12 protein-coding genes and 6 pseudogenes are annotated in these 15133 nt (G+C 42.0%); 7 read left to right on the plus strand and 11 right to left on the minus strand.

The genetic code is table 11. The features are described 5' to 3' along the window. The first annotated feature begins 46 nt into the window (after nucleotides 1-46). From ectA to JCM19055_RS19595, 3 genes and pseudogenes are all read left to right on the plus strand, one after another. Nucleotides 47-616, plus strand: coding sequence for a diaminobutyrate acetyltransferase (gene ectA / locus JCM19055_RS19585; RefSeq protein WP_370543237.1), 570 nt, complete (start codon nucleotides 47-49; stop codon nucleotides 614-616). After that, nucleotides 598-1866, plus strand: coding sequence for a diaminobutyrate--2-oxoglutarate transaminase (ectB, locus tag JCM19055_RS19590; RefSeq protein ID WP_042360939.1), 1269 nt, complete (start codon nucleotides 598-600; stop codon nucleotides 1864-1866). Before ectA ends, ectB begins: the two co-directional genes overlap by 19 nt. Nucleotides 1867-1902: 36 nt before the next feature. Further along, nucleotides 1903-2290, plus strand: a pseudogene (locus tag JCM19055_RS19595) (ectoine synthase). 44 nt (nucleotides 2291-2334) lie between these two features. On the opposite strand, the gene acsA reads toward JCM19055_RS19595, so the two are convergent. The 7 genes and pseudogenes from acsA to JCM19055_RS19625 form a co-directional block, all read right to left on the minus strand. After that, nucleotides 2335-4044: an acetate--CoA ligase gene (gene acsA, locus JCM19055_RS19600; RefSeq protein ID WP_265182402.1), complete on the minus strand. Its 1710-nt coding sequence runs from the start codon at nucleotides 4042-4044 to the stop codon at nucleotides 2335-2337. A gap of 20 nt (nucleotides 4045-4064) precedes the next feature. After that, nucleotides 4065-4427 (minus strand): annotated as a pseudogene (locus JCM19055_RS32300) (ATP-binding cassette domain-containing protein); the annotation flags it as partial. 139 nt (nucleotides 4428-4566) lie between these two features. Beyond that, a complete protein-coding gene (locus tag JCM19055_RS32305; protein WP_370543238.1) occupies nucleotides 4567-4812 on the minus strand; it encodes an ATP-binding cassette domain-containing protein in 246 nt (81 codons plus the stop codon). Between the two features lie 14 nt (nucleotides 4813-4826). After that, nucleotides 4827-5570 (minus strand): annotated as a pseudogene (locus JCM19055_RS19610) (ABC transporter permease). A gap of 106 nt (nucleotides 5571-5676) precedes the next feature. Next, nucleotides 5677-6663 carry an aliphatic sulfonate ABC transporter substrate-binding protein gene (locus tag JCM19055_RS19615; protein ID WP_265182403.1) on the minus strand — a complete coding sequence of 329 codons (987 nt, stop codon included), beginning with the start codon at nucleotides 6661-6663 and terminating at the stop codon, nucleotides 5677-5679. Nucleotides 6664-6692: 29 nt separating this feature from the next. Continuing rightward, a complete protein-coding gene (locus tag JCM19055_RS19620; protein ID WP_042360941.1) occupies nucleotides 6693-8498 on the minus strand; it encodes a PLP-dependent aspartate aminotransferase family protein in 1806 nt (601 codons plus the stop codon). A gap of 148 nt (nucleotides 8499-8646) precedes the next feature. Beyond that, complete coding sequence (locus JCM19055_RS19625) at nucleotides 8647-9309, minus strand: hypothetical protein (protein WP_042360942.1); 663 nt, start codon at nucleotides 9307-9309, stop codon at nucleotides 8647-8649. A 209-nt stretch (nucleotides 9310-9518) separates the two neighbouring features. Between JCM19055_RS19625 and JCM19055_RS19630 the strand changes: the two genes are divergently transcribed. Beyond that, entirely contained in the window at nucleotides 9519-9857 is a 339-nt protein-coding gene (locus tag JCM19055_RS19630; protein ID WP_042360943.1) for a hypothetical protein, read from the plus strand. On the opposite strand, the gene pdaA is transcribed toward JCM19055_RS19630, so the two are convergent. Beyond that, nucleotides 9793-10638, minus strand: coding sequence for a delta-lactam-biosynthetic de-N-acetylase (gene pdaA / locus JCM19055_RS19635; protein WP_042360944.1), 846 nt, complete (start codon nucleotides 10636-10638; stop codon nucleotides 9793-9795). The two genes, JCM19055_RS19630 and pdaA, sit on opposite strands and share 65 nt — an antisense overlap. A 103-nt stretch (nucleotides 10639-10741) precedes the next feature. Between pdaA and yfkAB the strand changes: the two are divergent. After that, nucleotides 10742-11872 (plus strand): annotated as a pseudogene (yfkAB, locus tag JCM19055_RS19640) (radical SAM/CxCxxxxC motif protein YfkAB). A 39-nt stretch (nucleotides 11873-11911) separates the two neighbouring features. Here the strand turns inward: yfkAB and JCM19055_RS25890 are convergent. The 3 genes and pseudogenes from JCM19055_RS25890 to JCM19055_RS19650 form a co-directional block, all read right to left on the minus strand. After that, a pseudogene (locus JCM19055_RS25890) lies at nucleotides 11912-12705 on the minus strand (YfkD family protein). A 150-nt stretch (nucleotides 12706-12855) separates the two neighbouring features. Continuing rightward, nucleotides 12856-13089, minus strand: a pseudogene (locus JCM19055_RS32310) (DUF3592 domain-containing protein); the annotation flags it as partial. Nucleotides 13090-13438: 349 nt separating this feature from the next. Then, nucleotides 13439-13825 (minus strand): OsmC family protein, encoded by a 387-nt coding sequence (locus JCM19055_RS19650; protein WP_042360945.1) that lies wholly within the window; start codon nucleotides 13823-13825, stop codon nucleotides 13439-13441. A 130-nt stretch (nucleotides 13826-13955) separates the two neighbouring features. Between JCM19055_RS19650 and JCM19055_RS32315 the strand changes: the two genes are divergently transcribed. Together JCM19055_RS32315 and JCM19055_RS32320 are read left to right on the plus strand one after the other, a co-directional pair. Beyond that, the gene (locus JCM19055_RS32315) at nucleotides 13956-14717 is read left to right on the plus strand and encodes an MFS transporter (RefSeq protein WP_370543239.1); all 762 of its coding nucleotides are present in this window, start codon (nucleotides 13956-13958) and stop codon (nucleotides 14715-14717) included. Beyond that, nucleotides 14621-15133, plus strand: a complete 513-nt coding sequence (locus JCM19055_RS32320) for an MFS transporter (protein WP_370543240.1) — start codon at nucleotides 14621-14623, stop codon at nucleotides 15131-15133. The genes JCM19055_RS32315 and JCM19055_RS32320 overlap by 97 nt, the downstream gene beginning before the upstream one ends.

A 15133-nucleotide genomic window follows, 5' to 3' on the forward strand; every position in this document is an offset into this window, starting at 1 on the left:
ATGGAAGAGTAGGTAAATAAAATACTCTTTAGAAGGTGATGATCACATGGCGGTTACTCCAATTACGGAGAAAGAAGCGCTAGTATTTACGAAACCATCAGTCGAAGATGGTGCTGAAATGTGGGAACTAGCAAAGAAGCTAGGACTCGATTTAAACTCATCGTACAAATATTTGATGATGGCGGAATATTTCGCCGAAACTTGTGTTGTCGTTAAAGAAGACGATGAACTTGTAGGTTTTGTTACCGCTTTTATTCTTCCAGAACGCCAAGACACTGTATTTGTATGGCAAGTCGGCGTAGATGAATCACAACGAGGACGCGGACTCGCTTCACGTATGCTAAATGAAGTTTTAGAACGTAACTCATGTGGTAAAGTAAAGTATCTTGAAGCAACAGTAACTCCATCGAACGACGCTTCGCAAAAGCTGTTCCGGCGATTAGCCGTAAAAACGATACTGCTTGTCACGTGTCGGAATGCTTCTCCGAAGATTTGTTCCCTGGAGAAGGCCATGAAGCTGAACTATCGTTTAAGATCGGCCCATTTTTACGTCAATAAGAAAACGTTTTTTATACTCGAAAGGAGCACATCAATTACATGTCTGTCAATGTCATGAACGTATTTGAACAAATAGAATCTGAGGTAAGAAGTTATAGCAGAAGTTTCCCTACCGTTTTTCACAAAGCTAAAGGGTATAAATTATACGATGAGTCAGGTAAAGAGTACATTGACTTTTTCTCCGGTGCTGGCGCATTGAACTACGGTCACAATGATGATCAAATGAAAGCGAAATTAATCGAGTACATCCAGGAAGACGGAATCACTCATTCCCTCGATATGGCCTCAAAGTCAAAGCGTGAATTTTTGAGCGCTTTCCAATCTTCAATCTTAGAGCCTCGTAACATGTCTTACAAAGTCATGTTCCCAGGACCAACCGGTACAAATGCCGTTGAAAGTGCATTAAAGCTTGCTCGTAAGATTACTGGCCGAACAAACGTCGTGAGTTTCACTAACGGCTTCCACGGTATGACACTCGGTTCACTTTCTGTAACGTCAAATGACTTTAAGCGTAAAGGCGCTGGCGTTCCATTAAGTAATACGACAATTATGCCTTACGACAAATATGTCGATGAGCCTGTAGAAACTCAAATGAAGTACATTCGTAGATTTTTAGCGACGAACGGTAGTGGTATTGATGCACCTGCAGCATTGATTTTAGAGACAGTTCAAGGTGAAGGTGGCTTGAACGCTGCTAGTATGGAATGGCTTCAAGAGATTGAGAAGCTCGCTAAAGACATTGGTGCGTTATTGATTGTTGATGACATTCAAGCTGGAGTTGGTCGTGCAGGTACGTTCTTTAGCTTTGAGCCTGCTGGCATTAAACCAGACATCATCTGCTTGTCTAAATCAATCGGTGGTTACGGATTACCACTTGCATTAACACTCTTTAAGCCAGAGCTAGACAAATGGGCACCAGGTGAACACAATGGTACGTTTAGAGGAAACAACCTCGCATTCATTACCGCGACAGCGGCCCTTGATTACTGGAAAGATCCTTCCTTTGAAAAAGGTATTGAAGAGAAATCCCAGATGATCACTAGCTTCTTACAACTTATGATTGATAAATATCCTGCACTTGAAGGAAAGCTTAAAGGTCGTGGATTCATTCAAGGAATTCGTACAGACATTCCAGACCTTGCTGGCAAAGTAGCCGCTAATGCATTTGAGCAAGGCTTAATTATGGAAACAGCTGGACCTAACGATGAAGTATTTAAGCTCTTCCCACCACTTACAATTGATAAAGAAGGTCTTCAAGCAGGACTTGATAAACTAGATGCAGCCATCGATCAAGCACTTAACGCATAAACATCGATCGTTACTCAACTATAGGAGGCAATACACATGAAAGTCGTTAAATTAGAAGACATCCTAGGAACTGAAAAAGAAGTCGAAGGTGGCAACTGGGTTAGTCGCCGTCTCATCTCCAAAAAAAGACGGAATGGGTTATTCTGTGAATGACACGATTATCCGTGCTGGTACAGAAACACACATCTGGTATCAAAACCACCTCGAAGCAGTCTATTGCATCGAGGGTCATGCAGAAGTTGTTACGTTAAGTGATAACAAAGTACACACGATTAAAGCAGGTACACTTTATGCACTTGATGAGCATGATGAGCACCTACTTCGCGGCATTGAAGATGCACGTATGGTTTGTGTATTCAACCCACCATTAAGCGGTCGTGAAATCCACGATGAGAATGGTGTTTACCCAGCAGATCTAGACTAATTACAAATACAAAAACGCAGGAGCTTTTAGCTCCTGCGTTTTTCTTATGCTTGTTCTTTTAATAATCGTCGCATGATCTTACCGCTAATCCTCGTTTTCGGCAACTCTTTCAGCACTTCAATTTCTCTCGGTGCTGCATGTGCTGCAAGTTTGCCTCGAACGTGTAAACGAATCTCTTCAAGTAATGTTGGTGACTCTTCATAGTTAGGGTGTAAGACAACAAAGCCTTTGACAATCTCCCCTCGTAGCTCATCGGCTTTACCTACAACTGCCGCTTCAATGACGGCATCATGAGTAATTAGCGCACTTTCCACTTCAAAAGGACCGATACGCTCTCCAGAAGAGTTAATCATATCATCATTTCGACTTTGAAAGAATATGAATCCTTCCTCATCTTGGTATGCTAGATCACCAGAGACATACCATTCTCCATCATAAGGAAAATAAGAACGATACTTCTCCTCGTTCTTCCAAATTTCACGCATCATTGATGGCCAGCCTTTTTGAACAGCTAGTTGACCGACCACTCCGCGTGGCAATGGATTGCCCTCTTCATCAAGAATTGCAACTGTAATTCCAGGTAACGGTCGTCCCATTGAGCCTGCTTTTATCGTTTGATGCGGGAGATTAACGATTAATTGCGCTCCCGTTTCAGTCATCCACCACGTATCGTGAATTCGAACGTTTAGCTGTTCATAACCCCACTTTACAATTTCTGGATTTAAAGGTTCTCCTACACTTAACACATGTCGTAAGCTAGACAAGTTATATCGCTCAATTAATTCCTGACCACCAGCAGCTTTTAACATTCGAAATGCCGTTGGCGCACTATACCAAACCGTCACGTTAAATCGTTCAATATAGCTATACCATTCATTTGCATCAAAGCGTCCTGTATTAATTAGACTCGTTGCACCGTTTAAGAAAGGGGCAAAAATTCCGTAAGAGCTACCGGTTACCCAACCTGGGTGTGATGTGCACCAATACACATCGTTTTCTTTTAGATCTAGCACCCATTCGCCAGTCTTTTTCTGCTGGACGATTGCCCGATGAGAATGCAGAACTCCTTTAGGTTGCCCTGTTGAACCCGATGTATAATGAATGATCATGCCTTCGTTCTCATCCATCCATTCCGTCACTTGTGCGGCACTCTCTTTAGAAACCGATTCAAGTTCCTCTTGAAGATGATACTCTCCCGCTTCCTTGTCCGCATCTTCCCCATCAATTAGAACATGTTCTAATGCCGGCAGCTTATTTAATGGTACTCGGCTTTTTAACTGTGCATCGGTAATGATCATTTTGGCATCACAATTGTACATCCGCTCGAAAATTGCGTCTTCTTGAAATGCCTCAAACAATGGACCAGCAACAGCGCCCGCTTTAATAATGGCGAGCACCGCAATGTATGCGTTAGGTGTCTTTGGCAATAGCGTGAACACGCGCTCGCCCCGTTTGATTCCCTTTGCTTTAATGACAACAGCAAGTCGATCCGTTTCGTTCTTTAATTGACGGTATGTGATTTCTTCTTCTATGTCATCGTTCACATAGATCATCGCGACTCGGTCGCCTCTCCCTTCATCTACGTGTCGGTCGATACATTCATAAGCGGCATTCCATTTTCCTTGCAAACGTGCTCTCCATTGATCGAACTCGTCTTTCCAATGAAACGAAGTAGCGTCCACGGATTCTATATTTGCTTTTTCTTTAAGCTCACTCGCTAAAATAAGACGTTCTCCTGATGTAATTGAACTCACCGTTAATCCTCCTCAATTGTCTAAATTGCTGACTTTACATGAACGTCATGATTTAAATCTAATGATTGCAAGATTTCACGTTTGTATTCTGCCATCGCGAGTGATCCTCGCTCCCGAGGTCTTTGCAAATCAATCTTCAAATCTTTAAAAAGCACCCCAGGTTGATCTCGAAAGATTAACACGCGATCGCATAAGAATAACGCTTCATCAATATCATGGGTAACAATGAGCATCGACGTATGATTTGTCTCCCATAAATCGATGAGTAACTCTTGCAATTGCATTTTTGTAAACGCATCTAGTGCACTAAATGGTTCATCAAGTAGCAACAATTGCGGGTTTGTAACGAGGGCTCTTGCAATGGCCGCTCGCTGTGCCATGCCCCCTGAAAGCTCTCGCGGATATAGTTTTTCTGTATCTTTTAGCCCTACAGCACGAAGAAGACGGGATCCTTCTCACGCTTTTCTTGTTTGTTCCCTTTTAAACCGAACACAACGTTGTCAATGACCGTTAACCAAGGCATTAATCGGGCTCTTGGAATACAACACCCGTGTGATCCGTGCCACTTCTTACTGATTGCTCTTGAAACGAAATCTCACCGTCAAAGCCGAGATCAAGTCCGGCTATGGCACGTAGTAACGTACTTTTCCCACAACCGCTCGTACCGAGTATGCCGACAATCTCACTTTGTTCTGTATGAAAGCTTACCGGCTTAAATGCTTTATACCCATTGTCAAACGTACGACTCACCTTTTGAACCGCTAACATGCTCATGCCCTCCTTTATGTCTCATACCGATCTTGCCAACGTAATGAACGGTTTTCTAATTGTTTTAGAATTGCATCGGTTGCTTTACCGAGGATCGCAAACAAAATGATACTCGCTAAAATTGTATCGGGTCGCGACGTATTCTGTCCGAGTGTTAACAAGAAGCCTAAGCCTTCACTTGCTCCCATAAGTTCTGCAGCTACAACAAACATCCACCCTAAACCAAGTCCACTTCTAAGCCCAACAAGAAATGAAGGTAAAGAAGCAGGTAATACAATTCTTGTAATAATAGAAGCTGTTGACATGTTGTAAACTTTCCCAACTTCAATGAGCTTCCGGTCAACGCCTTGAATGCCACTTACAATATTCAAATACACTGGGAAAAAAAACTCCAACTGCAATAAGCGTCACTTTTGACGTTTCCGCTATTCCCATCCATAGAATAAAGAGTGGTACCCACGCTAATGAAGGAATCGATCTTAACGCTTGAAGGAGTGGATCGAATAGTCGTTCCAACGGTTTAAAAAAAAGCCGATAAATGAACCTAAGACGACCGCAACAATTGTTCCTAAGAAAAATCCGATGAGTACGCGAGATAAGGTTGATGAAACGTGTGTCCATAGTTCTCCACTACTCGCTAAGGCGACCAACGTAGAAATGACTGCAGAAGGAGCTGGTAATAAATATTGAGGGAAAATCCCAGCTCTAGATGCCACTTCCCAAATGAGAAGAAGAAGAGCTGGAATAATTAAGCCGATTGCAAATGAGCGAGCATAGTTTGCACTAGAAGTTGTTGCTTTTTTTCTTTGAAGATTTCTTATTCGATGAATGTGATACTTCTGTTTGTGTCATAGTGCTCCCCCATTAATCGCTCGTAGAGCCAACGACCGATTCGACATACGTAGGGTTCAGCAATTCATCGACTAACTCTTCTACTGAAGAAGCTGCTGGACCTAAATGACCTTCCTCTAACACAACACCCGCACCAATTAGTGCATCGCGATGCTCATCTTCAAGAACGGGGTTCGAGAAATCATTTCTTTCCATTTGTATTGCTGCGACTTCCTCACTTAAATCAGCTTGTTCCGCAAGAATGGCTGTCGCTTCCTCATGGTTATCAAGCGTCCATTTTCTTGCTTCTTCGTATAATTCAATGACTTCTTCAACGAGTTCTGGATGACTTTCAGCAAAGTCCTCACGCACATTTAAGACACTATACGTATTGAAGTCTTGATTGCGGTAAAACAGCTCTGCATCATGTTCAACTTCTTGGGTAGCCATATGTGGATCAAGCCCTGCCCAAGCATCCACTTCCCCTGTTGCTAATGCGGATGCACCGTCGTTATGTTGCAGTTGAACGATCGTAATTTCACTTTCATCGATGCCAGCTTCGTGTAGAGCTCTTAATAAGAAAATATGAGGATCAGTACCCATCGTTGCCGCTACTTGTTTGCCTTTTAAATCTTCAATCGTTTCAATGTCACCATTTGATAGAAGCGCTGTCCATTCAGGATCAGAAGCAACGTAAACTGTCTCAATTGGCGCGTGGTTCGATTTGGCAACAAGAGCTGCCGCTCCTGCAGTAGAGCCAAAGTCAACACTGTTAGAATTGAGTAATTCAATCGCTCGGTTACTTCCTTGACTGAGTACCCACTCTACATCAATTCCTTGTTCTTCAAAGTGTTCTTCGACCTTGCCTGACTCCTTTAAGACAAGACTCGTCGGTGAATAAAACGCATAATCTAAGCGAATGGTCTCTGGTGCGCTTTCCTCACCGCTCGTGGAACTTCCACAAGCTGACAACAGTAGTGCTCCGGCTAGTAACGTAAATCCTACATTTCTTTTTTTCAACATTCTCCACTCCTATTTCTAATGATAGTTTATTGGCCACTGAATGTACGGATTGTGCCACGCATTCGTTGGGCTTCCTTATACGTACATCTGTTGTGAACCACTTCTAAACCACCTTCGGTCGCAATGCGAACCGCCTCATCAGAAATAACACCCTCTTGTAGCCAGAAAACCGAAGCATCTGTAAGAATTGCCTCTTCAGCTATACCAATTGCCGCCTCCGGACTTCTAAACACTTGTACGATGTCGATTTTTTCATCGATTGATTGAAGATCTGGATAGACTTTCTCTCCTAAGATCTCTGTTTCCTTAGGGTTTACCGGAATAATCTTGTACCCGAGTCGTTGCATTTTTCGAGCAAGTCGATAGCTAGGTCTAGCAGCATTGCCACTTAATCCAACAACAGCTAATGATTTCGTTCGAACAGAGTCTTGACCATCAACAGTCGTCCGTTCGAGCGAAGAATGAAGCGCCCAGCGAATGACCCCTTCATCATTCACGACTCCCTCTGGTCTGCTACTACCTGCATGACTTAATCCTGTTGCTTTATAAAGAGCTTTATCGAGTGCAGTGATTAAATCTCCTGACGACTCTAAGCCAACAGAAAGACGAATAAGCTCTTCTAACACGCCTGACTTCTTTCGCTCTTCTTCATTCAATTGTTGATGCGTTGTACTAGCAGGATGAATGACGAGAGACTTTGCGTCACCAACGTTTGCAAGGTGCGACCAAATTGATACAGAATCAATGAATGTTTTCCCTGCTTCAAGTCCACCTTTAATTCCGAAGTTCACGACAGAACCAAACCCACGTTGCAAATACTTCTTTGCAAGTTCATGAGAGTCGTGTGATTGCAGCCCTGGATAAGAAACCCAGTCAACAGCAGGGTGAGACTCTAAATATTCAGCGATCTTCAAAGAATTCTCTTGATGACGCTCAATTCGAAGTGGCAATGTTTCCAACCCTTGCAATAGTAAGAATGCATTAAACGGACTAAGCGCTGGACCGAAATCACGTAGAAGTTGGACGCGTACTTTTTGACTAAACGCAAGAGTAGCGAAATCAACTGCATAACGCACACCATGATAACTTGGATCTGGCTCTGTAAAACCAGGGAACTTCTCGCTATTCCAATTAAAACGACCACCATCAACGATAATTCCGCCGATCGTTGTTCCGTGACCACCAATCCACTTCGTTGTTGAATGAACGACAATATCTGCTCCCCACGTAATCGGGCGACAAACAGCAGGACTAGCAAACGTGCTGTCAATAATTAGAGGAATCCCAGCTTGGTGTGCAACATCAGCAACTGCTTCAACATCTAAGACGTGTAAGCTTGGATTTCCAATAATCTCAGCAAAAACTGCTTTTGTATTCGGGGTAATCGCGCTCTCAATGTTTGAAGGATCTGTTGCATCAACAAACGTCACATGAATTCCGTATTTCGGAAGTGTTGTCGCAAAGAGGTTATATGTACCGCCATAAAGATTGTTCGCCGCAACAATCTCATCGCCTGATTGACAAATGTTTAAGATCGCTAATGTAATTGCAGCTTGCCCTGAAGCTGTTGCTACCGCCGCTACTCCGTCTTCTAACAAAGCAATTCGCTTTTCCAAAACTTCGACCGTAGGATTACCAATTCTTGAATAAATGTTTCCTGGTTCATCTAACGCAAACAGTTGCTTTGCATGCTCAGTATCGTGAAAGACATACGAACTCGTCTGGTAAATTGGCACTGCTCTTGAACCGGTTGTCGGATCAGGATGGTGACCACCGTGCAATACGAGAGTCTCTAAATCATAGGTTTTTACATCGTCTTGGTGTTTACTCATTGTTCTGACTCCTCCTAATATTCTCCTTATTCATGTTTAATCATACTAATCTTATATGAATTAAATAGTATTCTACTGCTTCATCGCATTAACGTCAACATGTTTTTTTAGAAAATTTACTTTTTATACACAAAATAAAAAGCAAGGATTAGCTCCCTGCTTTCTCTTCGTTCACCACAGCACTTAGCTCTGGCTTCTCCCAATATTCTGTTGCAATTAATTCTGCATCAAATTGCTCGAGGCTTTCCCATTCAATATTCCGTAATTGTTCATTGAATACCGTCATCTCTAAGATCGTATCGAATTCACCTGGTCCATACTCTGGCTCATAATAAAGGTCCCAATTAAGATGAATGATATCAACTTCTTCAATTTGCGACAAACGTTGTAACACTCTTGCTGTACGGTTCATCGTAGATGAACGAATCAGTTCTGTCGTTACATTGTCTTCTGTTGTAAGCGATGCATGAAGTTCAGTAAACTGTTCCTCATTATTCTCTACAAATTCGAGATTACGGATCACATCATTGTGATCAACGGTTACTTGTCCTAGTTCTGATGTTATGTGCCAACTCGCTTGCTCTTCTACTGTTGAAAGCGACTCTGGCGTTGCATACATCATTTCAGCGGGTATAAATTCATGGTCGTCTGCAGTCACCCAAAAAAGTAAAAACAAAACTGCTGCAGAAGAAATACTCGCTCCAAAATATTTCACTTGTTTATAGCGTGCGTTTTTCCGATTCGGCCACGTTATAAGCATTAGGAATGTTGTATAGGCCGTAAAAACCCCTGCAACAAAAAAGCCTGTCAAAAAAAAGCGTCGACATCGTCAAGCCCCCAATTTCCGCATTGCTCATTCAAACTGTCTGCTTACAAGTGTACACGAAAATCATGATGAACCGAATGGAAATGTATGAACGTTTATTGACTAAACCACACATTTCCTAAACTTACTAGCGAATCTAATGCATAACGTTTGTTAGAATTGAACATGCACGAATGATCACTGGAGGGATTACTATGTCAATCGCAACAGACATTGCTGCAATTAAGATTGTAGCTGAACTCGAAAAAAATAATAAACATCCACGGTTTTTAGAAGAGACCGTCCACACATTAGTAGAGCGTGTTAATTACATTCATTACGCTGCACTTCATTTAGGTGATGATAAACCAATTGTTGCTTCTGACTGCGATGAAGATGAATACATAGGTTCTCTAAGTTTTGCGATCGGTGAGAATGAAGACAATGGAAAACTTGTCGTTCGTACAAAAGAAACGGTTGCCTTTGATGTTACGGATTTATCCACGTTACAAACGGTTGCAGACCGAATTGGGGCTCGCTTGTTTGCCCACTAATGATTGGTGAGGCTGAGTGTTTACCCGTAAGTTCGTCTAAACTCTTGAATGTATAACCCTCAGCCTTTAACTGATCAATAACATCCCCGAGCGCGTCTCGATTATCAGTTGAGACGGAATGAAGTAAAAGAATCGCCCCTGGATGGACACGGTCCATTATTTTTTCATACGCGTACGCTTTTCCTTTTTGATCATCAGTATTCCAATCAACATAGGCAAACGACCAAAAGATATGATGATAGCCATACTTCTTTGATACGTCTAACGTGCGCTCATTAAATGTTCCTCGAGGTGGTCGTACATAATGCATCGGATTTCCTGTTAAAGCAAAATAATGATCTTCTACTTTCTTCAACTCTTCGATAATTCGTTCATCAGACAAGTCCGGAAAATGCGGATGGCTCCACGAATGATTTGCGACAATATGCCCTTCATTAGCCATACGTTTAATCAATTCAGGCTCACTTTCTAAATAATGACCTGTTACAAAAAAGGCTGCAGGCACTTGCTTTTCTTTTAGAATGTCTAAAAGATCTGGCATTGTACCATTTTCATAACCGCTATCAAATGTTACATACAATTCTTTTTCATTTGCATCGCCGAGAAAGTATCCATCATACTTATCGAGCCATTCTAAGTACTGCTCTTCTGTCGTCGGTGTTTCGTTATTTTTTGCTGGTTTGAAGTTCCATCCATAAGATTCTTCAGCAAAAGCCTCTTCATATGTTGTGCTAGCAGAGAATAAACATAACCCTATAACTACTATCATTAATCGCTTCATGTTTAGTTCCTTCCCGATCCATAAAATATCCATTTCTGTATGTTACAATGGGAAATAGTGCAGTTTTGCTGTTCTTGACTTTCTACCATAAAGGAGACGAACGATGTCTTTACATACGCCTGCAACTCATCACCAACCGATCACACCCCAAAACGACCCGTGGGAAGCTTACGAAGACCTGCAATTGTTTGGGCAGTCTACGTTAACGAATATAGAATTTACAACAACAACGCTATGCAATATGCGCTGTGAACATTGTGCTGTCGGGTATATGCTCCAGCGTAAAGACCCTGAAGCATTACCGTTTGAACTGCTCAAAAAAAACGATTAGATGAAATTCCTCATTTAAGAGCACTGAGCATTACAGGTGGCGAGCCGATGCTATCAAAGAAATCGGTTGATCACTACGTTGTTCCACTTTTGCGCTATGCGCATGAACGCGGAGCAAGAACTCAAATTAATTCCAACCTCACACTTCCATTAAAGCAATATGAAGTGATCCTGCCTTATTTAGATGTATTACATATCTCACACAACTACGGCAGCAAAGAAGACTTCGCTGAAATTGGATTCAAAGAAATGGCGAATGCACCTAGCATGGATAAACGGTATGCCTTCTTTGATCGAATGGTTGAAAATGCTCGAGAGCTAACGAAACGTGGGGTTCTCGTTTCAGCTGAAACGATGGTTAATGAACGGACATTGCCCCACTTAGAAAAAAATTCATGAACAAATTGTTTCTATGGGCTGTCAGCGCCATGAAGTTCACCCGATGTATCCGAGTGACTTCGCTTCTAAGCTAAGCATTTCAACACTTCCTGATATCCGTAAGGGCATTCACCGATTGCTAGACGTTAAAGATCCAAATACGTGGATGTTGTTTGGGACTTTACCTTTTTACGCATGCAATGATAATGATGAAGATGTGGCGCTCATCAAACGACTACATGAAACCGATGGCGTCACCATTCGAAATGACCCTGATGGTCGAAGTCGTTTAAACGTTAACATCTTTGATGGGGATATTATCGTGACAGACTTTGGTGATGAACCAAAGCTTGGGAATATCCGCGACACATCGCTTACTGATGCATTTGATAAGTGGCAACAAACAGCGCTAAACCAAACCCTTAACTGCCATTGCCCTTCGGTTCAATGCTTAGGACCGAATGCCCTCGTTAAAAACGCTTATTATAAAAATATCGATTTCAAACAACGTGCAAGTCGCCTATAAAAACACAAGCTTCTATTTCAAATAGAAGCTTGTTTCGTTTTATCCATTGTTATACTTCAATGTGACAAAGTCCTTAACTGGAATCCAAGCATCGACCTGTTGCTTTTCGATATTTTTAACGACGAGTGCTGGATTTTTCCCTTTTAACGTTAAGAACACTTCTCCATAAGTGACCGTCCCTTGGTCATGAACGGCCGGTACATATCCTTGAACCGTACCCATCTGACCTGCATGGACTTGATATTCTGGACCAATCTTCGTTTCTCTTCCAATAGGTGCTAAGAACGTTAACGGTAACGACGTTTTCTTCGTTGCTGTAATTCGCATCATGTTCTGAACATCTTCTTGTTGAGGAACAGGACTTAATAATTCCCCTTTGATGAACTTGTCATCATTTTGTACAAATGAAAGTTTTGAAGAGTCCTCACCGCCACGATTATCAATCGTATTCGAGTTAATCCTTTCGTACTCCCAGTTTACATCTGTTTCTTCGGAATCGTAAGAGAGCGCCCAAGAGCCTAAATAAATCGATGCATTTACACCGAAGGCTACTTCGAATCTTTCACATTGGATTCATTGAGCATAGAAATGAGTGTTGGATTTTCGATGCGAACGTCAGACGCGTCCTGCAGACGACTTGTAAATTCAGCAGGCTCCAAGTAAGGCAATTCTCGACTCACATTCTCAAACGTATTCTCCCTAGAAATATTATAAACATAATCAGGCTTTTCAAATGGGTTTGCTTCAGGCTCACTTTCTGCATTGGCAATCAACGGTAACAAGGCACTTGCAAGAACGAGCATGATCATGAGGATTCGACCAATTCGTTTCATAATAACCTCCAAAAGCGATTTTTTTTATAGTCTTTTCAGAGGCCGTATGTTTTATCCAAATTAATCATCACTGACTTTTATTTTCGTAATAGAACCTGTCCTTTACACAAGAAAAAGCACGATTCCATGAAGTTATGGAACCGTGCGTAATTAACTACTAAGAATGATTGCAATAGGAATAAGTGATAGTACGTAAAGAATGATTGCGACGAGTAACAAGGCGTTCCCATTGTGCGCAAAATGTTCTAGCGTTATTTTCGTTGGCTGCTCTGGATTGTAATACACCCCAATCTGCCTGCCAATCTTAAGAGGCGGATCGTGACTAATGCCTGCGGTTACGACTTGCTCAACCCCGTCAATTCGCTCAAAGCGAACCGTTGGCTTTGCATTTGAAACCGTGACGAATCGCCGGGCTTTTTTTCGGAATTTTGTTCATGAAGGCTTCTTGTTTAGGAAAAGGCACGATCTCCCCTTCGACTCTCGTCCACTTTTTCGTTCGTCTTTTGTATATCAGCCTAATATGAGGAACGGCAACGCAATAACATTTGCAGCACCAATGACAACTACTACACCAATGAGATCCGACATTGTGATCACCTTTCAATAATTTTAAGAATTATTCGTTATATAATCACTTTATATTTTTCCCATTGAGAAATCTACGTCTTATGTTCATTTTATTGAATTTTCCTTCATAAAAATACGAGACCGGAATGATCCGCTCTCGCACATGTTACGTTCGTAATGTTAACGTTTCTTTAATTTCAATAGACTGATTTACTGATTGAACGATCGGACAGTTTTTAGAAGCAACATGGAGCATCTTTTGCAATTGCTCTTCTGAAACACCTTGTGCTGTAACGGTAAAATGGAGGTGAACAGCTTGTACTTCATTAGGAGGGTTGTCATTTCTAGTTACTTCAGCTTCGACAACGATGTCTTCAAATTCAACCCGACGTTTTCTCAATATCTTACGAAATACGCTTGCGCTACAACCAGCAATTGATGATACGAGTAATTGATAAGGACGATAACCAAATTCATCGTTTCCTGAGATGACAAGAGGTCCAAATGGTGCTTCTGTTTCAAATGCTTCCTCATTATGAATTGTGAATTTCATGATTTTGCCTCCTTTATTCTCGTATATTGTACCGAATGTTTCTCCCGTTTGCGAACGGTTTGCTTTTCACCTTTTCAATTGTACGAAACTTCGCTATGATAGCTTTTGTACACGATAAGGAGCGGTAATTTTGACTACGTTACAATCCAATTCACCAACATTTCGATTTACAATGCTCGTCATTATGGTCTTTATCGCCGGGTTTGTCCAAGGTATGTTATTGCCTTTACTAGCGATTCTTCTTGAACAAGCAGGGTATTCCTCTGCATCAAACGGTTTTAATGCAATTGCATTATACATAGGTATTCTGATTGCTTCACCATTTATTGAACACCCTGTACGAAAATATGGATACAAACCCGTCATTTCAATCGGTCTCATCGCCGTCATCGTTACTTTGCTACTATTTCCATTATGGCAAAGCTTCTGGTTTTGGTTTATCCTACGATTAATTATCGGAATCGCAGATAATATGGTCCATTTTTCAACACAAGTATGGATTACATCAACGAGTTCAAAAGCGGTACGCGGAAGAAATATCGCCATCTACGGACTGGCGTTTAGTGCTGGATTCGCCGGCGGGCCACTCATGTCGAACTTATTAGCGATCGACGAACGACTTCCGTTTGTGATTGCAGCGCTATTTTGTGCGATGATTTGGGTCATCATGCTAAAATTGCGAAACGAATGGCCTGACAACACTGTTGAAACCGTACAACAATCGGGAGTATTGGGTCGCTACTTACTCGTCATCAAATACGGTTGGTTTGCATTTCTACCACCATTAACGTTTGGATTTATGGAAGCAACCATTCATGCAGTTACCCGATTTATGCAATGCGTATGGGCATTGACATCGAATGGCTTTCATTTATACTGCCAGCGTTTGTAGTCGGAGGTGTAATTACGCAAATCCCACTCGGGTTATTAAGTGACCGCGCAGGACGTAAACGAGTCCTCTTACTACTTGCTACTGTTGGCGCGTTGATCTTTTTAGCGATTCCACAATTTGAACATCATATTCCTCTTCTCATAGCCGCTTTTCTCGTCGCCGGAGGATTGCTCGGTTCATTTTATTCACTCGGATTAATGTACATGGCAGACTTGTTACCTAGACAGCTACTTCCGACCGGAAACGTCCTCATCGCAATTTCCTTTAGTCTCGGTAGCATGCTCGGCCCAGTCACTGGCGGCGTCTTAATTGAATGGGTCGGTCAAGGAAGCCTCTATTACGCAATCGGTTCGTTGTTAATCGTATTAATCGTTGCAGGACTCATCTTCCGCCCTGTTTATCGTGGGGAGCAGTGA

Origin of the sequence: Geomicrobium sp. JCM 19055, assembly GCF_000698185.1 — a bacterium.
GTDB lineage: Bacteria > Bacillota > Bacilli > Bacillales > Marinococcaceae > Geomicrobium_A > Geomicrobium_A sediminis.

What these genes read in the sequence shown, in the direction of transcription:
- ectB (WP_042360939.1), top strand. Translation starts at nt 598, where the DNA reads ATGTCTGTCAATGTCATGAACGTATTTGAACAAATAGAATCTGAGGTA.
- pdaA (WP_042360944.1), bottom strand. Translation starts at nt 10,638, where the DNA reads ATGAAGCGATTAATGATAGTAGTTATAGGGTTATGTTTATTCTCTGCT.
- JCM19055_RS19650 (WP_042360945.1), bottom strand. Translation starts at nt 13,825, where the DNA reads ATGAAATTCACAATTCATAATGAGGAAGCATTTGAAACAGAAGCACCA.
- JCM19055_RS19620 (WP_042360941.1), bottom strand. Translation starts at nt 8,498, where the DNA reads ATGAGTAAACACCAAGACGATGTAAAAACCTATGATTTAGAGACTCTC.
- ectA (WP_370543237.1), top strand. Translation starts at nt 47, where the DNA reads ATGGCGGTTACTCCAATTACGGAGAAAGAAGCGCTAGTATTTACGAAA.
- JCM19055_RS32305 (WP_370543238.1), bottom strand. Translation starts at nt 4,812, where the DNA reads ATGTTAGCGGTTCAAAAGGTGAGTCGTACGTTTGACAATGGGTATAAA.
- JCM19055_RS19630 (WP_042360943.1), top strand. Translation starts at nt 9,519, where the DNA reads ATGTCAATCGCAACAGACATTGCTGCAATTAAGATTGTAGCTGAACTC.